Genomic DNA, 22,034 nt, shown 5'->3' on the forward strand with positions numbered 1-22,034 from the left:
TTCTGATCCGGTACGTCCAAGGGAGGGCTTTGTGGAGAAGACAGCGCGGCAGGGCTTGGAGCGGGTCTCGCGCCCACGGCTATACGAGCAGCTGGTGGAGCAGATCCTTGCCTACATCGAGTCGGCACAGCTGAAGCCCGGCGACCTCCTGCCTGCGGAGCGTGACCTCGCGGAGCGGCTCGGGGTTTCCCGCGCCACGCTGGCCCAGGCCCTGGTGGCCTTGGAAGTGCTGGGCGTGATCGACGTGCAGCACGGTACCGGCGCGGTTCTGGCGCGGCGGCCGAGCGTGGCATCGGTCATCAAGGGGCTGCGCGAGCATCAGAGCAGGCTGCCGGAAATCGTCGAAGCGCGCAGCACCCTGGAGGGAAAGCTCGCGGCACTTGCTGCCGAACGGCGGACGGACCAGGATCTGGCCGCCATCGAGAACGCCCTGGAGGTCATGGCCAAGGAGATTAACGACGGCGACCGGGGCGCCCGCGGTGACGAACTGTTCCACCAGGCCATTACCGCCGCAGCCCATTCCTCGGTACTGGCGCAGCTGATGGCCTTCATTGCGGAGATGATCCTGGAAACCCGCATGGAGTCGCTGGGCCAGCCCGGACGGCCCGAGCAGTCCCTCGCCTCGCACCGGAAAATTGCCGACGCCATCCGGGCACAGGATGCGGACGCCGCTGCCAAGGCCATGCTGGCGCACATCGAGCTGGTCTCGGACGTGGAGCTACTCCGCTAGCAGGCCTAGAAGGTGCCGGTGTTCGAAGTGGCAGTGCCGGCAATGACCACGCCAATGATGAACAGCAGCCAGAGTGCCCCATAGCCCAGCAGGCAGAGGTAGCCCAGCACCAGGCCGGTAAGGGACATCCCCTTGCCGGAGGGTTCACGGCGAAGGGCCAGGTGCCCGGTGATGATCGCAGCGAACTGCGGAAGCAACAGCCAGCCCATGATCACGGACGCGATGCCGCAGACCATGCTGGCGATGCTCAGGGTCTTCGGTTCAACCACCCGGCCGTAGTAAGGCTGCCCGAAGTACTGGGGCTCGTTGTACTGGCCCGGGTTGTACTGCGGCTGGCCGTATTGCGGCTGGCCGTATTGCGGCTGCCCGTAGGAGGACCCCTGGTTCTGGCCCGGCTGCTGGTAGCCGGGCCACGGTGAAGAACCGCTGCGCTGGTTTTGAGGACGCTGGTAATCGGGTCCCTGGGACGGCTGGTTGCTCATGACTTCTCCCCTATGAATCTGCGTACAGCCTACTTCAGTGCAGGGCCAGACGGATGGCCAGGATAACCATCAGCACACCGATCGCTCCGTCAATCCAGCGCCAGGTTCGGGGGCTGCTGAGCACTCCTGCGAGCGCCCGCGCCCCGTACCCCAGGCCGGAGAACCACAGCACACTCCCGGTCACGGCCCCGCCGGCAAACACCCAGCGCAGGTCGGGGCCCTGCTGGTTGGCAAGGCTCCCCAGCAGCACCACGGTGTCCAAGTAGACATGGGGGTTGAGAAAGGTCAGGGCGGCGGTGGTGGCGATCACTGAGTTTTTCGACCGGGGCGCCTGCTCCGCCAGCACGGAAGGCTTCGCCGCAGCCAGGAAGGACCGCACCGCGAACCACAGCAGGTAGGCCGCCCCGGACCAGCGCAGGACTTCCAGCACCACCGGGAAGCGGGTGACAATCACACCGATGCCCGCGGTCCCACCCATAATCAACAAGGCGTCGCCGGCCATGCAGACAGCCACCACCACGCCAATGTGTTCCCGGCGGATGCCCTGGCGCAGCACAAAGGCGTTCTGCGCTCCGATGGCCACGATGAGCGCCAAGCCTGTCAGCAATCCGGTTAGTCCTGCAGTCCACATACATATGACCGTAGGATCAGGATTCGATACAGGCAAACAACAGATTCTTGGTAATCCTTAGAATAGCTTCATGAATTTGGAGCACCTGAAGGCCCTCGTGGCGGTTGTCGATGAAGGAACATTCGAGGCAGCGGCGGACCTCCTCCGCATTACACCCTCCGCGGTGAGCCAACGGATCAAGGCCCTGGAAGCCTCCGTGGGCCAGGTCCTGGTACGCCGCCGGGTGCCCTGCACCGCCACCGACGCCGGCGCCCTGCTGCTGCGGATGGCACGTCAGGTGCAGGTCCTGGAAGCGGAGACCGCGGCAGCGCTCGGCTCAGGCTCGAACGCGCGGGCCCACCTTCCGGTGGCCATCAATGCTGATTCATTGGCCACCTGGTTTGTCCCCGTCCTCCACCACGCTGCCGGATGGGAGGACGCCACCATCGACCTCCACGTGGAGGACCAGGGCTACAGCAGCCAACTGCTCCGCGAGGGTGAAGTCATGGGGGCGGTCACGTCGGACCCTGTTCCGGTGAGCGGGTGCCGGGTGGAACTGCTGGGCTCCATGCGGTACATCCCGGTCGCCGCCCCGGGGCTGCGCAGGCGTTTCTCCGTCTCCGGCAGCCTGGATTGGGCCGCGATGCCGGTTCTGAAATTCAACACCAAAGACAACCTGCAGCAGCAGCTGCTGGCAGCGAAGAACATAAACCAGTCCCCTCCCACGCACACCGTGCCTTCCTCCCAGGGATTCCTCGCGGCCGTCGCAGCCGGCCTGGGCTGGGGGATGATCCCGGAACTCCAGATAAGTGATGAGCTGGAGCGCGGGGTCCTGGTCCGCCTGGAGGAGGACGTCTATGAGGACGTGGCCCTCTATTGGCAGGCCTGGACGCTGGATTCGGAACGGCTCAACCGGCTCACCACCGCAGTCCGCAGCGCTGCCAAAGGCAACCTGCAGCCCGGGGAGATGGGCACCGGTGGAGCCCGGAAGGCTAGTGGCCCAAGTAGGGCAGGACATAGACGGCGAAAATGACGAAGGCAGCCAGCACCGCCAGCATTGCCCCGCTGGTGCCGCCGTGCTCCGCCTTGGCGTTTCGGCCCCGGCGGCCCGCCCCCGCAGTCCCTCCCGTACGTGATCCTGCCGGCGCCCCTGCCCGCTGCCCCGCCTGTTTTCCGGGCTGAGTCCCCTTCGGAGGCAGGCCCCGGCCTGCGGGGTGGCGTGAAGCGCTGCCGGCCCGTCCACCGACGGGACCTGCCGCTGGGCCGGCGGGCGGCAACGCTCCGGCCGGCCGCACCACTGTTCCGGGCCGCACATTCCGCAGGGCAGTGATGCCGGGTTCCTGTTCATGGGTGAGCTGCTGGCCCAGCTGTTCATACAGCCCCACCACCGACTGCTGATCCAGCACCGCCGGCAGGGCCTCGATGGCCCCCACCACCCGCTGCGAACCTGCCACCGCAACGTCCGAATCCGTTATCCCGAAGAGGTCCGGCTGCGTGGCCATGCAGATCAGTGGACGCACCAGCCGGCGGTGCGGCGGAGGCAGCACCGAGGCCACGGCAGCGCACTGGGCAAGCGCGCCTTCCACGGCCTGAGTCCGCGCATAGCGGCCCTGCCACAGGACACCGGATGCCACCCGCACCTCACCGGTCCAGTTTTTGGAATCGACCACCACCACGCCGCCGGGACCCACCAGGACGTGGTCAAGGTTCGCCTTGGGGCGGCCTGGCCAATGGACATCATGCAGCACGTACCAGCCGCGCGGGACCAGCTCGCTGAGCTTGTCCGCCACCACCTGCTCCCCCACGGCCCCGGCATCCCACGACTTGGTGGAGCGTTCGGCCTGGTCAAGTTGGCGCTTCAGCCTTGCTACGCGCTCGGCCGCCAGCCTGGACTGCTCCGCTGCCCCGTCACCTGCCCCCATTGGACGTCCCCGTTTCCTTGCCGGAACCGACCAAGGCGGCGTCCCGCCGTCGTCCGTTCCCATTGCGTGTTTTCGTGGAATTTTTCTGAAAGTAGCAGGGCGGGAAAGGGCCGGTATATAGGTACTTTCCGGGCCCTGTACTCAGGTGGACTACTTGCCTGCCCGGCGGCGTCATGGCGTGTCACAGGGTCCGGATTTTGGGCGGGTCGTTTTGACTCCTGCCAGCTTCTGGCATGCTGGAGCCATGGCTAGCCGCGCGGGCACAGTTGCCCAACCCCAGGACCTTGTTGACATCACTGCGCTCCTCGACGCGTATTACGACGTTGCTCCGGACCTCAGTGATCCCGGCCAGCGCGTGGTATTCGGGACATCCGGGCACCGGGGCTCCAGCCTCAAGGCCTCCTTTAATGAGCAGCACATCGTGGCCATCACCCAGGCAATTGTGGAATACCGGGCCGCGCAGGGCGTCACCGGCCCCCTGTTCCTGGCCAAGGACACCCACGCACTGAGCGAGCCCGCACAGAACTCTGCCCTGGAAGTGCTCGCCGCCAACGGCGTCCAGGTCCTGGTCGACGCCAGGCACGGCTACACCCCCACCCCGGCCCTGAGCCACGCCATCCTCACGTACAACCGGAAGGCCGCGCCCGGAGCCCCGCAGGCCGACGGCATCGTGGTGACCCCCAGCCACAACCCGCCCGGCGACGGCGGCTTCAAGTACAACCCCCCGCACGGCGGCCCGGCAGACTCGGATGCCACCGGCTGGATCGCCAACCGCGCCAACGAACTGCTGGAAAACGGTCTGCGCGGCGTAAGCCGGATTTCCCTGGCTGACGCCCAGGCCGCTGACACCACCGGCAAATTCGACTTCCTCAGCAGCTACGTGGACGACCTTCCGTCCGTCCTGAACCTGGACGCCATCCGCAACGCCGGCGTCCGGATCGGCGCCGACCCCATGGGCGGCGCTTCGGTGGACTACTGGGGCGAGATCGCCGAACGCCACCACCTGGACCTCACCGTGGTGAACCCCACCGTGGACCCCCAGTGGGCCTTCATGACCCTGGACTGGGACGAGAAGATCCGCATGGACTGCTCCTCGCCGTCGGCCATGGCTTCGCTGATCCAACGCATGTCCGACGCCGCAGCGTCCGGCCAGCCCGCCTTCGACGTTGCCACCGGCAACGACGCCGACGCCGATCGGCACGGCATCGTCACACCGGACGGCGGCCTGATGAACCCCAACCACTACCTGGCCGTGGCCATCGACTACCTTTACCGCAACCGCAGCGGCTGGAACCCGGCCTCCGTGGTGGGCAAGACGCTGGTGTCCTCCTCGATCATCGACCGCGTGGCAGAGAGCCTGGGCCGCAAGCTTGTCGAGGTTCCGGTGGGCTTCAAGTGGTTCGTGCCCGGCCTGCTGTCCGGCGAGGGTGCGTTTGGCGGCGAGGAATCGGCGGGCGCGTCCTTTAACAAGCTGGACGGCAGCGTCTGGACCACGGACAAGGACGGCATCCTGCTGGCTTTGCTGGCGTCCGAGATCACCGCCGTCACCGGCCAGTCCCCGTCCCAGCTGTACAAGGGGCTGACGGACCAGTTCGGCGCCCCGGTCTACGCGAGGATCGATGCCGCGGCGACGCGTGAGCAGAAGGCGAAACTCGGCAAGCTTTCCGCAGCGGACGTCCCCGCAACAGAACTGGCCGGCGAGACCATCACCGCCAAGCTCACCGAGGCCCCGGGCAACGGTGCGCCCATCGGCGGCCTCAAGGTGGTCACCGAGAACGCCTGGTTCGCGGCCCGCCCGTCCGGCACGGAAGACGTCTACAAGATCTACGCCGAGTCCTTCAAGGGCGAGGAGCACCTGAAGCAGGTGCAGGCCGAGGCCAAGGCGCTGGTGGACAGCGTCATCGCCTAGGCTTCACTGTCGCGGCTCCACAGCCGCAGGATGCGCCTGATGGTGTGGTCGCCGTCGGGAGCCATGTCCACCAGGGCGACGCGGTCAAGCACGACGGCGTCACCCGGGTTCAGGCGCTTTTCGCCCCCTGCCGCGCTGGCCTGGTGGGAAACGTGCGGCCGGTAGCCGGTCAAGGTGTGGTGCGGGGTGAGGATCCTGCCGCCCACGTCCGTCACCACCTGCACCAGCCGCTCATGCAGTTCCTGCAGGGCGGGATGCGGTTGCATGAGGTTCACGGGGACCGAGCCGTTGCGCCCGAAAGCGGCGTCCTTCCCCACCGTCAGTCCGGCCCCGAGCGCGGTGGTGGCGGGTTCCTCATCGAGTCGGGCGATGCGCCCGGCGACGTCGGCACCGTCCTCGGTGCCGGCGTCGAACCTCACGTCATACCGCACCAGCGTGATGTGCAGCGGCCAGTCCGTCCGCGGGAAAACCTGCCCTTCAGCCACCGGCTCCACGAAAACCACAAAGATGAGGTTGCGCATCGGCATAGCCCCAGTCTCCCACCCGCCCCTTAATACACAGATGCTCCATCACTTTTGGTTCCCATTCCCCGTGGTTAGGGACCAAAAGTGATAGAGCATCTGGGAAGTGCAGGAGTTAGACGGTGCGGACGGCCTCGTCGTAGGAGAACTTGGGCTTTGCCTCGCCCCAGGCCTCTTCACCGGGCTGGCCGATGTTGACCACCAGGAAGCTCTTCTGGTCGCCGGCCGGGAAGAAGGCGGCGTCAATCGCGTCGAAGTCGGCGCCGGTCATGGGGCCGGCGGCGAAGCCGAGCGAGCGCACGGCCAGGATGAAGTAGCCGGCCTGCAGGTGAGCGTTGTTGTTGCCCGTGGCGGCGGCAAGGGCCGGGTCGGCGTCGTACATGGCCTTGGGGGCGTTGTAACCGGGGAGGAAATTGTCCCACTTGCCGGCCCAGTCGGTGTCGTAGCTGAGGATGGCCACGAGCGGCGCGGAGGCCGTCTTGGCCTGGTTGCCGCGGGACAGGGCATCGACCAGGGTGGCGCGTGCCTCGGGAGAGCGGACATACGTGACGCGCAGCGGCTGGGAGTTGAAGGCGGTGGGGCCGAATTTGGTGAGCTCGTAGATGGCCTGGGCCTGCTCGTCCGTCACCTCGCCGGTGAAGGAGTTGGCGGTGCGGGCCTGGGCGAAGATGGCGTCCACGGCTGCCGAATCGATAACCGCTTCTTCGTGGGCAATGGTCATTGGAATACCTTTCGCTGTGGCGCCCGCCTGCCGGGGTGGCCTCTGTTGCTTTCCATAGTTGCAACTTCAAGTGCTTTCTCCCTCTTCCCGTGACGGCCGGTGACGTTGGCCACAGCAGGCCGGCGGGAATTACTTGGCGGTATTCTGGACCGAGTTGATCTTCGCCCCCTCGCGGCAACCCCTGAAAGGCATTCCTTCCCATGAGCATGCTCGGAATCAAATGGAAGCTGCACGGCACCGGCAAAAACATCAAGCCCGGCCAAGTGGTGGCCCCGGATGAGCGTCTGGCGTGGCCGCTGACCATAGGCGTGGGCATGCAGCACGTGGTGGCCATGTTCGGCGCCACCTTCCTGGTTCCCATCATCACCGGGATGCCGCCGGCCACCACCCTGTTCTTCTCCGGAATCGGCACGCTGCTGTTCCTGATGATCACCAAGGGCCGGGTGCCCAGCTACCTGGGCTCAAGCTTTGCCTTCATTGCACCCATCACCGCTTCGCAGGCGCAGTTCGGGATCCCCGGGGCCCTGGGCGGCGTGGTGCTGGCCGGCACCACCCTTGCCCTGGTGGGTGCCGTGGTCCAGAAGTTCGGCGCCGGCTGGATCAATCGGCTGATGCCGCCGATCGTCACCGGTGCCATCGTGGCATTGATCGGCCTGAACCTTGCCCCCGCTGCCAAGCAGAACTTTGACGCCGCCCCCATCACCGCCCTGGTCACGCTGGTGACCATCATCCTGGTCAGCGTCCTGTTCCGCGGGATCCTGGGCCGGCTCAGCATCCTGGTGGGCGTGGTGGCGGGCTACCTGGTGGCCATGCTCCGCGGCGAGGTGAAGTACGACAAGATGGACGCCGCAGCCTGGATCGGGCTTCCGCACTTCCAGACCCCCGAATTCCACATCGGCGTCCTGGGCCTGTTCGTCCCCGTGGTCCTGGTGCTGGTGGCGGAGAACATCGGCCACGTGAAGTCCGTTGCCGCCATGACGGGGCAGAACCTCGACGGCGTCTCCGGGCGCGCGCTGATGGCTGACGGCGCCGCCACCATGCTGGCCGGCCTCGGCGGCGGCTCCGGCACCACCACCTACGCGGAAAACATCGGCGTCATGGCGGCCACCAAGGTGTACTCGACGGCGGCCTACTGGGTGGCGGGGATGTTCGCCATCCTGCTCAGCTTCTCACCGAAGTTCGGCGAACTGATCGCCACCGTCCCGGCAGGCGTCCTGGGCGGCGCGGCCACCATGCTGTACGGCATGATCGGCATCCTGGGCGTAAAGATCTGGGTGCAGAACAAGGTGAACTTCTCCAACCCCGTCAATCTGACCACCGCCGCCGTCGCCCTGATCATCGGCATCGCGGACTACACCTGGACTATCGGGGACCTGAAGTTCACCGGCATCGCGCTGGGTTCGGCTGCCGCGCTGGTGATCTACCACGGCATGAAATCCATCGCGAAGGCGCGTGGCACTGTTGCAGAACCCGAAACCGAGCTGGGCGGGCTGCCGCCGGCGGTCAAGTCTGCGCTGAACGCCGCCTCGAAGCGGGGCCCCAGGAAGCGCTGAGGCTGAATACAGCGGGGCAGCGCTGAAGAGCCGGGCTGTAGGGTAGAAGGACGTCAAGCACTACGTTCGGGGGATCCATGCTTGAGAGTTTCATGCACCTGCCGCGGCCAACACCGCCGGCAAACCACCGCCACGTCCAGCAGTCCGACCTGCCGGCGGAGCAGATCTACACCCTGGTTCCGGCGCCCAAAGGCCGCCTGGCGGGCTGCGTAATCGCATTCCTTCTTGGCAGCTGGATGCTTGCAGTACCAGTGGCGCTTATTGACCAACTCAAGAACGCTCCTGGGCCGGCGGCGGGCATCGTTTCCGGGATCGTCATCGCCCTTGGCGTGGCCACAGCCGGCCTCGGGGGTTTCCTGTTCTTCAACGCCAGGGACCGCCGCAGGCCATGGCCCTACGCCCTCATCGCCTCCTTGGCTGCAACTGTCGTCGCCGCCGTCATTTCAGCATCGCAACCGGAGTACGGGTTGCTGCTGGCAGTTCCGGCCCTGGTGGCAGGCGTTCCCGCACTCATCGTATTGGCCAAGGACACCGGCCGGCCCTGACAGCGGGGAGCCGGGGTCAGCGCAGTGGATTTCGGCACGGCATGGCACAGCACAAAGCAGCACGGCCCGGTACGCCAGCTACGCCGCCTGCCCTTCCGGTGCCGGGCCGCCGGCGGTTCCGGGGTTCAGGCCCGCAACGGGGTGCCCGGGCGGGAATGGTCCGGGGCGGCCAAGGCCAAACACGGGGACCGGCTGGGGGCGCTTGGCCGCCAGTTCGCCGGTGTGATGGGAAAGCAATTGCTTCAGGACCCACGGCACAAAGTACTGGCGCGCCCAGACCAGGTCCTCGGCCCGGGCCTGCGTCCACCCGTGGGCCGGAAGCGGCCGCGGCTGGGACGGCTTGAGCGTGTGCGCCACCCCCAGGGCGTTGAGTGTGGCCACGGCGACGGAGTGATGGCCCAGCGGGGAAAGGTGCAGCCGGTCCGGATCCCACATCACCGCGTGCTGAAGCTCCGGCAGGCACCACAGGTCCACCATGATGGCATGGTGCCGGGCCCCGATCCGGTGCAGGTGCTCGTTATAGATCGCCACGCGTCCACGGATCTTGCCAAAGACCGGTGTATCGGCCCAGTCCGGCCCCGCATACAGCAGCACCGTGGCGCCTGTGGCGGCCAGGATGCCCACCGCCTCATCAATTTTTTCCGCCAGCTTGTCAGGATCGCCGTGGCGGAACACAATATCGTTTCCGCCGCCGGACATGGCAACCAGGTCGGGTTTGAGCGCCAGGGCCGGGGCCAGCTGCCCGTCGAGGATCTGCCTCAGCAGCATGCCCCGGATTGCCAGGTTGGCGTAGGCGAAGTCCGGCTGGCCGTCGGCCAGTTCCTCAGCCACGCGGTCGGCCCAGCCCCGAAGGCCGCCCAGGCTGTGCGGTTCGGGGTCGCCAATTCCTTCGGTGTAGGAGTCCCCCAGGGCAACGAACCGGTGCCAGGGGTGTCTGTCCGGTCCTTCGGCGACGGAGCGCAGCTCCTGCTTCTCGATGGTCATGCCGTCCTTCCTTCCGCCGCCGGCGGGGGTTCCTTCCCCGCCGCAGCTTCCTTGCGGGGCGACTTTCCGGTTGGAAAGTCCCGCCCCGTCGCCGACGGGCGCGGAAGCTCCGCCACGCCGTCGAACGTTTCCTGCCGCCGCCCTGGAACCTGCCCGCCCCCGCGGTCCACGCCGCCGGGGACCACAACGTTCAGTGCCGCGTGCCGCAGGTCCACTTCGTGGTGCAGCGCCTGCGTCTGCAGGAACCGCAGTGCACCCTCGCGGGTGAGTCCGTATTCGTTCATGAGGCTGCGCACCGCCAGGTCCACCAGGACCAGCGAGCTTTGGACGACGGCGAGACCGGCTGTTGCTTCCGCGCGCTCCGCAGTGCGGACTACGACGCGCAGGGCCCGCGACACCTGGCGTACATAGCTTTGGCTCTGCACCAGGTCATCGCTGGTGAAGGCATGCGGGGACGCTGCGTAGAGGGTGATGGCGGCGCTCGTGGCGCCTTCGGTAAGGATGGGGACGGAAAGCAGGGACTGCACGCCATGGCCGGCCGCGGCGCTGGAATAGCCGGGCCAGCGCCGGTCCCGGCCCAGGTCGGACAGCAGGACGAATTCCCCGGTGCGAACGGCGTCCATGACCGGCCCGTCGGCAAACGAGCACTGTTCGCGGTCGGCCTCGCGCGCCTGTTCCGTACTGGCCGCGAGGGTGCGTGCCTTGCCCAGGCGAAAGAGGGTGGCCGCCCAGCCGATGCCGCGGCGCTCACCTTTGATACCCGTCATAAAGTCGCGGGTGACCTCCCAGAGGTAGTCTTCGACGTCCTTGCTGTCGAATACCGGCTCCGGGGTAACTGGAAGCGGTCCCCAGCCAACCTGCCCCGTGGGATCAGCGGCCATGCTCCAGCCCTGCTATCAGCGCTTCGGCCCACTGCAAAACCTTTGCTCTAAGAATACGACCCGTGGACGCGTTGTGGGGGAAACGGGCAAAACAGGGGGGATTCGCGGGCTTAGGGAGGAGCGGCGCGCCGGTGTCCCTTCCGCAGGCTCCGCTGCGCAGTAGCATCGGGAGGGGGAACACCGAATACTCCCTGCTCGCTTGGGTACCTGACCTTGGGCAAGGGGTCTTGGAGCATCCATGCCAGCACGGAAACGAGCAACGGAAAGAGGAGCTTATGCGGGAGCCGGGCACCAGCGGGCACACTTCAGAAGCGGATACAGCCGCGGGCAACGGGGAAGTGGAAGCGGCCGCTGCGGAGCAGGCAGCGGAACTCGACGTCAATTTCGACGAGCAGTTCTTCGCCGCCCGGCCCAAGGCGCTGCGGCCCATCGCGCGCCGGCGCCAGTTCGTCGGCAGCCGGCCGTCCTTCGAGTTCGACGGACGGAATGCCGCCTACGTGGAGTGGCTGCGCAACCAGGCAATGCTGGGGGATGCCAACACGCTGGCGCGGCAGCTGTCCGGCCAGGCCAGCATGTGGCAAAACTCGTACGCGCACCCCAACCCGCGGGCCGCCGTCGAACGCGCCTCCGTGTGGTTCACCGCCTACCCGCTGTCCTTCATCACCCCCACGGGCCAGTCGTTCCTCTCCGCTTTGGGCGACCCGCAGATGTGGAAGGCGTTCCGCGAAATCGGAATCCGCGGCATCCACACCGGACCCGTGAAACTTGCCGGCGGCATCAGCGGCTGGTCCCACACGCCCAGCGTGGACGGGCACTTCGACCGCATCAGCATGGCCATCGATCCTGTTTTCGGCACCGAGGACGAGTTCCGCCGCATGTGTGAGGTGGCTGCTGAGCACGAGGGCACCGTCATCGACGACATCGTCCCCGGCCACACCGGCAAGGGAGCCGACTTCCGGCTGGCCGAAATGAACTTCCGGGACTACCCCGGGATTTACCACATGATCGATATTCCGGAGGAGGACTGGAACCTGCTCCCGGACGTCCCCGAGGGTGCCGACTCGGTCAACCTCAGCCCCGACGCCGAGCAGGCGCTGCAGAAGGCCGGCTACATCATCGGCCGGCTGCAGCGGGTCATCTTCTACGAGCCCGGGGTGAAGGAAACCAACTGGAGCGTCACGCGGCCCATCGTGGACACCACCGGCAAGACCCGCCGCTGGGTCTACCTGCACTACTTCAAAGCCGGCCAGCCCTCCATCAACTGGCTGGACCCCACCTTCGCGGGAATGCGACTCGTGGTGGGCGATGCCCTGCACTCTCTCGTGGACCTTGGCACCGGCGCGCTGCGCCTGGACGCCAACGGCTTCCTGGGTGTGGAAAAGAGCGCCGAGGAACAGCCCGGCTGGTCCGAAGGGCATCCGCTCTCAGAGGCCGCCAACCAGCTCATCGGTTCCATGATCCGCAAGGTGGGCGGATTCTCCTTCCAGGAACTGAACCTGACCATTGACGACATCAAGGCAACCTCGGAAGCCGGCCCGGACCTCTCCTACGACTTCATCACCCGGCCGGCGTACCACTACGCCCTGGTCACCGCGGACACCGAGTTCCTGCGGCTGACCCTCCGCCTCTCCATGGAAATCGGGGTTGACCAGGCCTCGCTGGTGCATGCCCTGCAGAATCATGACGAGCTCACCTACGAACTCCTGCACTTCGCGGCCGGACACCGGGACGAGATGTTCGAGCTCAACGGCGAGGAACTGACGGGCGCCCAGCTGGCCGAGCAGGTCCAGCAGACCTTGCGGGACCGGATCACCGGTGAAAACGGACCGTACAACGCGGTTTTCACCACCAACGGCATTGCCTGCACCTCGGTAAGTTTCATTATGGCCGCGCTGGGAATCAAGGATCCGGAGGCCGTAACCCCGGAGCAGGAAGCCCAGATCCGGGACGTCCACCTGCTCCTGGCCATGTACAACGCCTTGCAGCCCGGCGTCTTTGCGCTTTCCGGCTGGGACTTGACAGGCATCCTGGCCCTGGACCGCAGCAGTGTCCGCCAACTCACCTCGCAGGGTGATACCCGCTGGATCAACCGCGGCGCCCACGACCTCATGGGCACCAGCCCGGACGCCACCACCTCCTCCGCCGGCATGCCGCGGGCCCGCAGCCTCTATGGCGCACTGCCGGACCAGCTCAAGGACCCGGACTCGTTCGCGCGCCGGCTGCAGCGGATCCTTGCCGTGCGTGAGGACAACGGGATCGCCACCGGCACGCTGCTGGACGTTCCGGACGTGTCCAACCGCGGCGCGCTGGTGCTGGTGAACCGGCTGAAGGACGGGGCCCTGCAGGTCACGGCACTGAACTTCTCCGGCCAGGACATCGCCGGCAGCATCCAGTCCAATGAGCTGCCGTCCGGCGCGAGCGTCAGGGACCTGTTCAGCGGCGAGACTGTGGGACAGGTGGACGACCTGCACAGCTTCTTCCTCGAGCTGCCCGCCTATGGCGGGACCGCGCTGCTTCTGACGGAGCCGGAGCCGGAGGCCGAAGCATAAAGCCAGGGGTAGCGCCGGGGATCCCCGGTGCTACCCGGCCGCTGCGGCCGTCAGCGTCGCTTCGACGATGGCCGGCGAGAGGACATACTGGGTGACCAGCTGGCTTGCCCCCAGCACGCCGGCATGCGCGCCCGCCCGGGAAACGTTGATCCGCAGGTGCGAGGTGGCCAGGGGCGGCGAGCGCCGGTACACCACCTCGCGGATGCCGGCCACCAGGTGCTCCCCCGTCTCGCCCACGCTGCCGCCCACCACGATGACGGACGGGTTGAGCAGGTTGACCACGGTGGCCAGCACCTCGCCGATGTCCCGCCCGGCCTGGCGCAGGGCCTGGATGGCCTCCAGGTTGCCGTCCGCGGCCAGCCGGAGAACGTCCGCTCCCTTGGCCACGTCGAGTCCCTGCTCCGCCAGGGCACGCACGACGGCGGGACCTGAGGCGAGTGCCTCCAGGCACCCGAAGTTTCCACAGGCACACAGGACATCCGCGCCCCGCGCCACTTGGACATGCCCCAGGTCGCCGGCTGTGCCGTTTGCCCCGCGCTGCAGCTCACCGTTGCTGATGATCCCGGAGCCGATGCCGGTGGCCACCTTCACAAAGAAGAAATTGCTGTGTTCGGGCCAGTGGGCGGACTGTTCGCCCAAGGCCATGATGTTGACGTCGTTGTCCACCAGGACATGGACCGGCAGGGACCGCTGGACATAGCTGACCACGTCGAACCCGTCCCAGCCCGGCATGATGGGCGGTTTAACGGGCTTGCCACTGTCGTGCTCCACGGGCCCGGGGAGTCCGATGCCGATTCCGGCGAGTTCCCCCACGCTGCGTCCCACCAAGGCCAGCAGCTCCTTACCCTGCGCCACCACCTGGTCCAGCACCACTTCCGGCCCGTCGGCCACCTGCTGCGCCAGCCGGTGCTCGGCGAGGATGTTCCCGCCAAGGTCGGTGACCGCCACAACCACGTGCGTGGCGCCCACATCCACGGCCAGGACCAGGCGGGCGGAAGGGTTGAAGGCAAAGCGCGACGGCGGCCTGCCGCCGCTGGAGAGCGCCTCGCCTGCCGGGCCCACCAGGCCGGACAGCATTAGCGCATCAATCCTGGAGGCGACGGTGGAACGCGCCAGTCCGGTGGTGAGGGCCAGCTCAGCCCGGGTGCGGGCCCTGCCGTCACGGAGCAGCTGGAAGAGGTCCCCCGCCCGTGACAGGCTGCCGACATCAGCGTCCTTCAGAGCCTGCTTCCCCGGGGCTTGAGTCATGTCTAAGTCATAACACTCTTACTTAGTCCTGTCATTCCGGCAGAAGAACGACGCGCAACAAACAACTTTTGCTTGACTCGCGTCAAAAGTCGTCCTACGTTGTGAGTCACAACACATTTGCCGGCCGGATAGCAGGAATCCGTGGCACTGATCCCGATACTCAAAAGTCCGCTTACAAAGAGGTAATTGAACTTGTCATCCCAAGCAGTGCCAGCAACCCGGCCCCTCGGCGTCGGCATCCTTGGCGCCGGCCCCGTCACCCAGGCCATCCACCTTCCAGCCCTTGCCCGGCTGCAGGACGTCCTTGAGGTACGGCACATCATGGATGTGGACGCCGGAGTTGCCTCCTCCGTGGCGGCCCGCGTCGGCGGAAAATCCGGCACCAGCATGGATGCCCTGTTGAACGATCCCGGCGTGGACATTGTGGCCATTTGCAGCCCTCACCAGTTCCACGCCGACCAGGTCATCGCTGCCTGCAGGGCCGGTAAGAAGGCAGTGCTCTGCGAAAAGCCCTTCGCGATGAATGCAGAGGAAGCCACCCGCATCTCGGCAGTCAGCACCGAAACCGGCGTGCCGATCGTCGTCGGCGCCATGCACACGTTCGATCCGGGCTGGCTGGCTGCCGAACAGAACTGGGGCGATCTTCCGGAGCGGGTGCACACGGTCCGCTCCTCGATCGTCCTGCCGCCCAATGCCCGGTTCGAGGACTTCGCAACGGAAATCATCACCCGCCCCACCGCCGGCAAGCCCGACTACTCGGACATCGAAGTCATCAAGAGCGCACTCCAGGGCGGGATCATGGGGCTCGCCATCCACGACCTGCCCCTGGTGCGCCGGTTTACGCCGGACTTCGCAGACATCGAGGTCCTCAACGTGTTCCACGTCCGCCCCTTCGGCTATGCAATCTCGCTCCGGACCCCAACGCGGGTGATCGAACTGCGCGCCGTCATGAACAGCACCTGGAAGCCCGAGTGGACCTTCGAGGCCATCGGGGACGACGCTGCGCTGCAGATCGACTTCACGCCGTCCTACGTCCAGGCAGGGTCCGCCGCCGCCACCATCTCCCGCGGCAACGGAAGCGAAACCAGCATCTTTGGCCCCTACGGCCATAACGGCTACGAGGGCGAATGGCGTGTGCTGGCCGAACTGGCAATGGGAACCCGGCCGGCCCCCTCCGCCCAAACCCTGATCGACGACCTGACGTTCGCCCTGGCCGTCGCCGACGCAACTGTGGCACGGGCCGCGGCAGGACATGAAGGTGCGGCAGAAAAAGCAGGAGTCTCGGCATGAGCGGCAACTACACGGTGGCGGCAAGCACCTCTGCCCGGGAAGCCGGGGCGGTCACCCAGACCGTGGCTTCATTGCCTGAAACCTTCGGGCCCGCCCAGGAGCACCAGGAGGCGACCGCTGACGTGGTGGTGGTCGCTGGCGGACCAGGCTGGACTGCCGAGGCAGCCGGCGCCATCACGGCGGGCGCCCGGGGCATGGTGGTGGCCAACCCCATTCCCGAAGACACGACCCAACTGGCAGCCGCGGCAGACGCCGCAGGAACCGCCGTCGTCCTGGACCTCCGCTGGGCCTCCAATCCCGCCCTGGTGGGCGGCGCCACGGAACCGGACGCCCGTGACGCAGTGCGCAGCGCCTTGGGCAGCGCCGCCCTGCTGGACAGTGTGGCGACGGCGGCCCCGGACACAGATCCGCTGCGGCTCCTGACCGAACACCTCGCCGCGCTGCTGGCCGTCAGCGGAACGCTCGACGGCGCGCGCGTCCTCCGCAGCGACGCCGCCGGGTACACGGTGGGCGGCAGGCTGCCCAACGGTGCCCCATTTACCGCCCAAGGCGTGCTGACCGCCGCCCGGCCGTCCGGCGTCGACATCCGCCTGTACACCTCCGATGGAGGGGTGGCCGTCATGGTGCCCGATCCTGACACCGCCCGGCCTGCCAACGTCCGGGTCACAGCGGCCCACGGCGAACTCCTGCTTCCCACCATTTACGAATCCGCCCACCGGTCTGCGTGGCGGCGCCTGAAGAAGCATCTTCACGCCGGCACCCAGCCGGACGATCTGGCCGGGTTCGCCCGGCTGACCGACCTCTACGCAACCCTCGCTGCCACGTAACCAGCCCCTCCGATACGCAACCGAACACGCAGTCAGTCCCACCTCCACTCTCGACGATGAGCAGGACCGCGTTAACGGCGCACAGCGCAAGCGGTCCCGAAAGGACACATCATGAACGCAACTTCCGAACAGCGCAGCCCCTTCTCCCGGCGCGGTTTCCTGGGCCTGACGGCTGCCGCTGCCGCAGCACCCCTCCTCGCGGCTTGCGGCGGCGGTTCAGCATCACAGGGCGGCGGAGGCGGAGCCGGCGGGACTGTGAAGTTTTGGGACATGCCCTGGGCAACACCCGCCTACAACGACGCCGCCAAGGGCATCGCGGAAGGATTCAACGGTGCCAACGGCGCCAAGGCCAGCTACCAGATCATCCAGTGGAACAACTTCTACCAGACCTTCTCCTCGGCGATCGCCTCCAAGACCGGACCGGCTGTCTCCACGGGCGGCGGCTTCCAGGCGTTCCAGTTCGAGCAGCAGGGCCAGATTGCCTACGCCGACAAGGTCATCGAGAAACTGAAGTCCAACGGCCAGTTCGACGACTTCCTGCCGGGCGTGCTGGACCCGTTCAAGTCGGACAAGGGGTACGTGGCTGTCCCGTGGCAGCTGGACATGCGCGTCTTCTGGTACCGCAAGTCACTGTTCGAGAAGGCCAACGTGGCGCTTCCCACGGACTGGCCGTCCCTCCTCGAAGCCGGCAAGGCCCTGAAGAAGGTGGGGGCGTTCGGCTTCACCACCGGCGCAGGCGCGGGCAACAACTACGCCAACCACTCCATGATCATGATGATGGTCAACAACGGCGGCGGCGTCTGGAACAAGGACGGCGAGCTGGACCTGATGAACGACCGCAACGTCGAGGCCATGGAGTTCGTCCTGGAACTCGTGTCCAACGGCATCGTCGATCCCGCCGCTGTCAGTTACACCACCGACAACATGTCGGCGCAGTGGAAGGACGGGAAAGCAGGTTACGGCCTGTTCCAGGTGAACGTTCCCCAGCGCGTCGGCGACACCTCGGGCGACCTGCTGGTGGCTGACCCGATTAAGGGCCCGCACGGGGACAAGGCCACCATCGTGTTCCCGAACAACATCATGATGTACACCAACACCCCGTCCCAGGAAGCTTCCGAGGAGTTCCTGGTGTACTACCTGGGCCAGCTCAAGCAGCTGTGGCAGAAGAAGCTGATGTCCGCGCTGCCGGTCTTCAAGTCGATCACCGAGATTCCCGAGTTCGCGAACGACCCCAACAACGTCAAGATCGTCAAGGACTGGCAGCCGATCGCCAAGACCTTCGCAGCGCAGGGGAACAAGCTCAACGCCAACCTCGCCGCGCTCGACGGCGGACAGGCACTGAACCAGTTCAGCCAGACCATCATTACCGGGAAGTCGGACGCCAAGACCGCCCTGCAGACCTTCCAGTCCGGCCTCGAATCAGTCCTGAAGAAGTAGGACGGACCGCCCATGTCCAGCACCACCACCCAGTCCGGCCTTGGCCGGGCCCGCCGCGGGCTTGCCCCCGGCGGGTCCGGGACCGCCCCCGGAAAACGCAAGAGCAAGCTCTCGGCGCAGGCCACCAGGACCTTCTTCTGGCTCCTGCTCCCCTCCGTGGTCCTCCTTGTGCTGATCCACGGCTACCCGTTGATCTATGCTGCCGTCCAGGCAACGCATGACGGAAACCTGCTCCAGACCGGCAACTTCGTGGGCGGGCAGAACTTCGCCACGGTCCTGACGTCACCGGCATTCTGGAAGGCGGCCCAGTTCACGCTGTGGTTCACCATCGTCGGCGTCTTCGGCTCCTGGCTGGTAGGCCTGGGTCTGGCCCTGCTCCTGCGCACCAAGATCCCGGCCGGCGGCACTTTCAAGGTCCTGCTGCTCCTGCCCTGGGTGGTGCCCATCGTGGTCTCATCAACCGCATGGAACTGGCTGGTGGCCACCCCGGACAGCCTGATCCCCTCGCTGTTCCGGAATCTGGGCATGGGCACTCCGCTCTTCCTGGCGGACCCCAACCTGGCCTCCATCACCGTGATGGTGTTCAAGGTCTGGGTCAGCTTCCCGTTCATGATGATGATGATCTCGGCCGCCCTGGCGTCCGTTGACACCACCGTCTATGAGGCTGCGAGCATGGACGGCGCCAGCCGCTGGCAGCAGTTCACCCAGATCACCCTGCCGCTGATTGCCCGCTCCACATACATCAGCTGGATCCTGATGACCATCTTCTGCGTCAACGACTTCCCCACCATCTACCTGCTCACCGGCGGCGGCCCGGTCAACGCCACCACGTCCCTGGTGGTCCTGGCCTACCGGACCGTGTTCCAGGACTTCGCCACCGGCCCCGGCGTGGCCATCGCCTTCCTCATGACCATGACCCTGGTGGTCATCTCGGTCATCCTCTACCGCCAGATCCGAAAGTCGAGCGTCGAATAATGAGCGCAGTCCTCCACGCCCATCCCGAATCCGGCCCCACGCTCGGCACCGATGCCGGCAAGCGGCGCAAGACCCTCTCGGAAGCCGGGCAGCGCGGCCGCTGGTGGCGCTTCGCGGCGATCCTCATCATCACCGGAATCGTGCTGGTGCCCATCATGGTCACCGTGCTGCTGGCCTTCACTCCGGGACCGAACAGCACTGCCACCGGCCTGACCTTCGAGAACCTCAGCAACGTCTTCTCCAAGACCCTGGCCGCCACCTGGCTGAAGAACAGCCTGGTCACCACCCTCTCCACTGTGGTGGTGTCCGTGGCCGTCGCCGCACCTGCCGGCTACGTCCTCTCCCGCGGCCGCAGCAAGGCGGTCTCCGGCTACTCGCTGCTGCTGTTCGTGATGCAGTCGCTGCCCATCATCACCTCGGTAGTGCCGCTGTTCATCCTCTTCGCAGGCATGGGCCTGGTGGACAACCTCCTGGGCCTGACCATCATCTACGTGGGATCCACCATGACGGTGGCCACCTGGATGATGGCGGCGTACTTCGACTCCATTCCCATCAGCCTTGAGGAAGCGTCCTGGATCGACGGCTGCTCCGTGTTCGGGTCCTTCACCAGGGTGGTCCTGAGGAACTCGCTTCCCGGGGTCCTGTCCACCGCGATCTTCGCCTTCCTGCTGGCCTGGAACGACTACCTGGTAGCCATCGTGTTCCTGCGCTCCAACGAAATCTTCACCCTCCCCATGGGTGTGCAGTCCTTCTTCCAGCAGAACGCAACGGACTGGACGTCCGTCATGGCCCTGGCCGTGGTCATGATGCTCCCGCCCGTCATCGTCTTCGCCGCCCTGAACAAGTACTTCAGCGTCGGCGGCATCGGCGGCTCGCTCGCCGGCCGCTGAGCACAGGTCCAGTGAACACGGGCCGCTGACCCCATTCCTCCGAACAACCACTCCAAAGGAAATCCATGTCCTACTCACTGCAGCTTTACACCCTCCGCAACGCCATCTCGGAGGACCTTCCCGGCACCATCAAGAAGGTGGCGGAGATCGGTTACACCCAGGTCGAGCCGTACAACTTCGTGGCCACGGCCAAGGAACTCGGCGCGGCCCTGAAGGAGAACGGCCTCACCGCACCGTCCGGCCATGCGCCGCTGATGAGCCAGGACCAGGACGAGATCTTCGCGGCGGCCAAGGAACTGGGCATCACCACGGTCATCGATCCATTCCTTCCGGCCGAGCACTGGCAGAAAGCCGAAGACATCCAGGCGACAGCCGCGAAGCTCAACGCCGCCGCCAAAAAGGGAGCCGAATACGGCATCCGCGTGGGCTATCACAACCATGCCTGGGAGCTGGAGTCCACCGTCGAGGGCCGCACCGCCCTGGAGTACTTCGAGTCCCTGCTGGATCCGGAACTGGTCCTGGAAGTGGACACCTACTGGGCAGCCGTGGGCGGCCAGGACCCCGTGGAGCTGCTGCGCAGGCTCGGCGACCGGGTGAAGTTCATCCACATCAAGGACGGCCCCCTGAACAAGGACAACAAGGCGCAGCAGCCGGCAGGCCAGGGCAAGGTCCCGGTCATGGACGTCATCGCGGCCGCCACCTCGCTGGAAGTGGGCGTTGTGGAATTCGACGACTACTCAGGCGACATCTTCGAGGGCATCAACGAGAGCCTGTCCTTCCTCAACGCTGCCGGTGAAGGAGTCAAGGCATGAGCACCGCATCCAGCAAGCCGGCCCGCAGCGGCCCCGTGGGCGTCGGCGTCATCGGCGCCGGAGTGATCAGCAAGCAGTACCTGGACAACCTCACCGCGTTCCCGGACCTCAAGGTCCACGTCATCGCGGACCTCTTCGAGGAAGCAGCCGAGGCCCGCGCCAAGGAATACGGCATCGCCGAATGGGGCGGGGTGGACAAGGCCCTCAACCACCCCGACGTCGAAATTATCGTCAACCTCACCATCCCCGCCGCACACGTGGAAGTGGCAACCGCTGCGGTCAACGCCGGCAAGCACGTCTGGACGGAGAAGCCCTTCAGCCTGGACCGGGAATCCGGACTGGGCCTGCTCAAGACCGCCGACGCCGCCGGCATCCGCCTGGGCTGCGCCCCGGACACCTTCCTGGGCGCCGGCCTGCAAACTGCGCTGCGGCTGATCCGTCGCGGAGACATCGGAAGCCCGCTGACGGCAATGACCACGTTCCAGACCCCCGGGCCGGAGTCCTGGCACCCCAACCCGGCGTTCCTCTTCCAGCACGGCGCCGGCCCCTTGTTCGACATGGGTCCCTACTACCTCACCACCCTGGTCCAGGCCTTCGGCTCCATCCGCCAGGTGGCCGCCGTCGGGTCCAAGGCCAAGGACGTGCGCGTGATCGGTTCCGGACCCAAGGCGGGCGAGGAGTTCACCGTCGAGGTGCCCACCCACGTCTCCGCCATGGCCCAGTTCGAATCGGGCGCCTCCTCGCACAGCGTGTTCTCCTTCGAATCCCCCCGCACCCGCATGGGCTTCGTGGAAATCACGGGCACCGAGGCCACCATCTCGCTGCCGGACCCCAACTACTTCACCGGCGACATCAAGCTCTGGCGCGCCGGCGACGAGGACTGGACCACTGTTCCCGCCACCGGACCGGCCAACGGCCGCGGCATGGGGGTCCTGGACATGGCCCGCTCCCTCCGGGCGGGCGTTCCCCATCGCGCCACCGGCGAACTGGCGTACCACGTCCTGGACACCATGGTCTCGATCTCGGAATCCATTGACGCCGGCACGTTCATCGACGTGCAAAGCTCGGCCCCGGCATCCCCAGCCCTCCCCGAGGACTGGGCCCCGGAAACCGCAACCATCTAACCCGGCAGAACCAGTCCGGCAAGC

21 protein-coding genes are annotated in these 22,034 nt (G+C 66.5%); 13 read left to right on the top strand and 8 right to left on the bottom strand.

Features of this window, described 5'->3' with window-relative positions; translation table 11 throughout:
- Positions 1 to 31 precede the first annotated feature (31 nt).
- Positions 32 to 730, top strand: a complete 699-nt coding sequence (locus QF031_RS19230) for a FadR/GntR family transcriptional regulator (RefSeq protein ID WP_307431932.1) — start codon at positions 32 to 34, stop codon at positions 728 to 730.
- 5 nt (positions 731 to 735) lie between these two features.
- On the opposite strand, the gene QF031_RS19235 is transcribed toward QF031_RS19230, so the two are convergent.
- Positions 736 to 1,212: a DUF4190 domain-containing protein gene (locus QF031_RS19235; protein WP_307431935.1), complete on the bottom strand. Its 477-nt coding sequence runs from the start codon at positions 1,210 to 1,212 to the stop codon at positions 736 to 738.
- A gap of 34 nt (positions 1,213 to 1,246) precedes the next feature.
- Positions 1,247 to 1,843: a LysE/ArgO family amino acid transporter gene (locus QF031_RS19240; protein ID WP_307431938.1), complete on the bottom strand. Its 597-nt coding sequence runs from the start codon at positions 1,841 to 1,843 to the stop codon at positions 1,247 to 1,249.
- Between the two features lie 70 nt (positions 1,844 to 1,913).
- On the opposite strand from QF031_RS19240, the gene QF031_RS19245 reads away from it, so the two are divergent.
- On the top strand, positions 1,914 to 2,855 hold the full coding sequence (locus QF031_RS19245) for a LysR family transcriptional regulator ArgP (protein WP_307431941.1): 942 nt from the start codon (positions 1,914 to 1,916) through the stop codon (positions 2,853 to 2,855).
- Here QF031_RS19245 and QF031_RS19250 read toward each other — a convergent pair.
- Positions 2,815 to 3,744 (bottom strand): nuclease-related domain-containing protein, encoded by a 930-nt coding sequence (locus QF031_RS19250; protein ID WP_307431944.1) that lies wholly within the window; start codon positions 3,742 to 3,744, stop codon positions 2,815 to 2,817. The two genes, QF031_RS19245 and QF031_RS19250, sit on opposite strands and share 41 nt — an antisense overlap.
- Positions 3,745 to 3,988: 244 nt before the next feature.
- Between QF031_RS19250 and pgm the strand changes: the two genes are divergently transcribed.
- Entirely contained in the window at positions 3,989 to 5,653 is a 1,665-nt protein-coding gene (pgm, locus tag QF031_RS19255; RefSeq protein WP_307431947.1) for a phosphoglucomutase (alpha-D-glucose-1,6-bisphosphate-dependent), read from the top strand.
- Here pgm and QF031_RS19260 read toward each other — a convergent pair.
- Together QF031_RS19260 and QF031_RS19265 are read right to left on the bottom strand one after the other, a co-directional pair.
- The gene (locus tag QF031_RS19260) at positions 5,650 to 6,174 is read right to left on the bottom strand and encodes a hypothetical protein (RefSeq protein ID WP_307433518.1); all 525 of its coding nucleotides are present in this window, start codon (positions 6,172 to 6,174) and stop codon (positions 5,650 to 5,652) included. The genes pgm and QF031_RS19260 overlap by 4 nt on opposite strands.
- Positions 6,175 to 6,289: 115 nt before the next feature.
- Positions 6,290 to 6,895, bottom strand: a complete 606-nt coding sequence (locus QF031_RS19265; RefSeq protein ID WP_307431949.1) for a malonic semialdehyde reductase — start codon at positions 6,893 to 6,895, stop codon at positions 6,290 to 6,292.
- A gap of 200 nt (positions 6,896 to 7,095) precedes the next feature.
- On the opposite strand from QF031_RS19265, the gene QF031_RS19270 reads away from it, so the two are divergent.
- Both QF031_RS19270 and QF031_RS19275 read left to right on the top strand, forming a co-directional pair.
- The gene (locus tag QF031_RS19270) at positions 7,096 to 8,448 is read left to right on the top strand and encodes a uracil-xanthine permease family protein (RefSeq protein ID WP_307431952.1); all 1,353 of its coding nucleotides are present in this window, start codon (positions 7,096 to 7,098) and stop codon (positions 8,446 to 8,448) included.
- 77 nt (positions 8,449 to 8,525) lie between these two features.
- Positions 8,526 to 8,993, top strand: coding sequence for a hypothetical protein (locus tag QF031_RS19275; RefSeq protein ID WP_307431956.1), 468 nt, complete (start codon positions 8,526 to 8,528; stop codon positions 8,991 to 8,993).
- Between the two features lie 78 nt (positions 8,994 to 9,071).
- On the opposite strand, the gene QF031_RS19280 is transcribed toward QF031_RS19275, so the two are convergent.
- Positions 9,072 to 9,977, bottom strand: a complete 906-nt coding sequence (locus QF031_RS19280; RefSeq protein ID WP_307431959.1) for an SGNH/GDSL hydrolase family protein — start codon at positions 9,975 to 9,977, stop codon at positions 9,072 to 9,074.
- Entirely contained in the window at positions 9,974 to 10,858 is an 885-nt protein-coding gene (locus QF031_RS19285; RefSeq protein ID WP_307431961.1) for a GAF domain-containing protein, read from the bottom strand. The genes QF031_RS19280 and QF031_RS19285 overlap by 4 nt, the downstream gene beginning before the upstream one ends.
- A gap of 275 nt (positions 10,859 to 11,133) precedes the next feature.
- Here QF031_RS19285 and treS point away from each other — a divergent pair, with 275 nt between their 5' ends.
- The gene (gene treS, locus QF031_RS19290; protein ID WP_307431963.1) at positions 11,134 to 13,407 is read left to right on the top strand and encodes a maltose alpha-D-glucosyltransferase; all 2,274 of its coding nucleotides are present in this window, start codon (positions 11,134 to 11,136) and stop codon (positions 13,405 to 13,407) included.
- 30 nt (positions 13,408 to 13,437) lie between these two features.
- Here the strand turns inward: treS and QF031_RS19295 are convergent, their stop codons facing one another.
- Positions 13,438 to 14,655, bottom strand: a complete 1,218-nt coding sequence (locus QF031_RS19295) for an ROK family transcriptional regulator (RefSeq protein ID WP_307431966.1) — start codon at positions 14,653 to 14,655, stop codon at positions 13,438 to 13,440.
- A 192-nt stretch (positions 14,656 to 14,847) separates the two neighbouring features.
- Between QF031_RS19295 and QF031_RS19300 the strand changes: the two genes are divergently transcribed.
- The 7 genes from QF031_RS19300 to QF031_RS19330 all read left to right on the top strand — a co-directional run bounded on the left by QF031_RS19300 (position 14,848) and on the right by QF031_RS19330 (position 22,010).
- A complete protein-coding gene (locus QF031_RS19300; protein ID WP_307431968.1) occupies positions 14,848 to 15,945 on the top strand; it encodes a Gfo/Idh/MocA family oxidoreductase in 1,098 nt (365 codons plus the stop codon).
- Entirely contained in the window at positions 15,942 to 16,772 is an 831-nt protein-coding gene (locus QF031_RS19305; RefSeq protein ID WP_307431970.1) for a hypothetical protein, read from the top strand. The genes QF031_RS19300 and QF031_RS19305 overlap by 4 nt, the downstream gene beginning before the upstream one ends.
- Positions 16,773 to 16,883: 111 nt before the next feature.
- Positions 16,884 to 18,209 (top strand): ABC transporter substrate-binding protein, encoded by a 1,326-nt coding sequence (locus tag QF031_RS19310; protein ID WP_307431973.1) that lies wholly within the window; start codon positions 16,884 to 16,886, stop codon positions 18,207 to 18,209.
- A gap of 12 nt (positions 18,210 to 18,221) precedes the next feature.
- Complete coding sequence (locus QF031_RS19315; protein WP_307431976.1) at positions 18,222 to 19,184, top strand: carbohydrate ABC transporter permease; 963 nt, start codon at positions 18,222 to 18,224, stop codon at positions 19,182 to 19,184.
- Positions 19,184 to 20,074, top strand: a complete 891-nt coding sequence (locus QF031_RS19320) for a carbohydrate ABC transporter permease (protein WP_307431979.1) — start codon at positions 19,184 to 19,186, stop codon at positions 20,072 to 20,074. The genes QF031_RS19315 and QF031_RS19320 overlap by 1 nt, the downstream gene beginning before the upstream one ends.
- 65 nt (positions 20,075 to 20,139) lie before the next feature.
- Positions 20,140 to 20,886 (top strand): sugar phosphate isomerase/epimerase family protein, encoded by a 747-nt coding sequence (locus QF031_RS19325; protein WP_307431982.1) that lies wholly within the window; start codon positions 20,140 to 20,142, stop codon positions 20,884 to 20,886.
- A complete protein-coding gene (locus QF031_RS19330; RefSeq protein WP_307431984.1) occupies positions 20,883 to 22,010 on the top strand; it encodes a Gfo/Idh/MocA family protein in 1,128 nt (375 codons plus the stop codon). Before QF031_RS19325 ends, QF031_RS19330 begins: the two co-directional genes overlap by 4 nt.
- The last annotated feature ends 24 nt before the right edge of the window (positions 22,011 to 22,034 follow it).

The sequence above is a fragment of the Pseudarthrobacter defluvii genome (genome assembly GCF_030816725.1).
GTDB classification, from domain to species: domain Bacteria; phylum Actinomycetota; class Actinomycetes; order Actinomycetales; family Micrococcaceae; genus Arthrobacter; species Arthrobacter defluvii_A.

Coding starts and splice junctions, on each gene's coding strand:
- QF031_RS19325 (WP_307431982.1), top strand. CDS start 20,140: ATGTCCTACTCACTGCAGCTTTACACCCTCCGCAACGCCATCTCGGAG.
- QF031_RS19250 (WP_307431944.1), bottom strand. CDS start 3,744: ATGGGGGCAGGTGACGGGGCAGCGGAGCAGTCCAGGCTGGCGGCCGAG.
- QF031_RS19310 (WP_307431973.1), top strand. CDS start 16,884: ATGAACGCAACTTCCGAACAGCGCAGCCCCTTCTCCCGGCGCGGTTTC.
- QF031_RS19305 (WP_307431970.1), top strand. CDS start 15,942: ATGAGCGGCAACTACACGGTGGCGGCAAGCACCTCTGCCCGGGAAGCC.
- QF031_RS19330 (WP_307431984.1), top strand. CDS start 20,883: ATGAGCACCGCATCCAGCAAGCCGGCCCGCAGCGGCCCCGTGGGCGTC.
- QF031_RS19265 (WP_307431949.1), bottom strand. CDS start 6,895: ATGACCATTGCCCACGAAGAAGCGGTTATCGATTCGGCAGCCGTGGAC.
- QF031_RS19280 (WP_307431959.1), bottom strand. CDS start 9,977: ATGACCATCGAGAAGCAGGAGCTGCGCTCCGTCGCCGAAGGACCGGAC.
- QF031_RS19285 (WP_307431961.1), bottom strand. CDS start 10,858: ATGGCCGCTGATCCCACGGGGCAGGTTGGCTGGGGACCGCTTCCAGTT.
- QF031_RS19295 (WP_307431966.1), bottom strand. CDS start 14,655: ATGACTCAAGCCCCGGGGAAGCAGGCTCTGAAGGACGCTGATGTCGGC.
- QF031_RS19270 (WP_307431952.1), top strand. CDS start 7,096: ATGAGCATGCTCGGAATCAAATGGAAGCTGCACGGCACCGGCAAAAAC.
- QF031_RS19275 (WP_307431956.1), top strand. CDS start 8,526: ATGCTTGAGAGTTTCATGCACCTGCCGCGGCCAACACCGCCGGCAAAC.
- QF031_RS19260 (WP_307433518.1), bottom strand. CDS start 6,174: ATGCGCAACCTCATCTTTGTGGTTTTCGTGGAGCCGGTGGCTGAAGGG.
- QF031_RS19240 (WP_307431938.1), bottom strand. CDS start 1,843: ATGTGGACTGCAGGACTAACCGGATTGCTGACAGGCTTGGCGCTCATC.
- QF031_RS19235 (WP_307431935.1), bottom strand. CDS start 1,212: ATGAGCAACCAGCCGTCCCAGGGACCCGATTACCAGCGTCCTCAAAAC.
- treS (WP_307431963.1), top strand. CDS start 11,134: ATGCGGGAGCCGGGCACCAGCGGGCACACTTCAGAAGCGGATACAGCC.
- QF031_RS19245 (WP_307431941.1), top strand. CDS start 1,914: ATGAATTTGGAGCACCTGAAGGCCCTCGTGGCGGTTGTCGATGAAGGA.
- QF031_RS19315 (WP_307431976.1), top strand. CDS start 18,222: ATGTCCAGCACCACCACCCAGTCCGGCCTTGGCCGGGCCCGCCGCGGG.
- QF031_RS19320 (WP_307431979.1), top strand. CDS start 19,184: ATGAGCGCAGTCCTCCACGCCCATCCCGAATCCGGCCCCACGCTCGGC.
- pgm (WP_307431947.1), top strand. CDS start 3,989: ATGGCTAGCCGCGCGGGCACAGTTGCCCAACCCCAGGACCTTGTTGAC.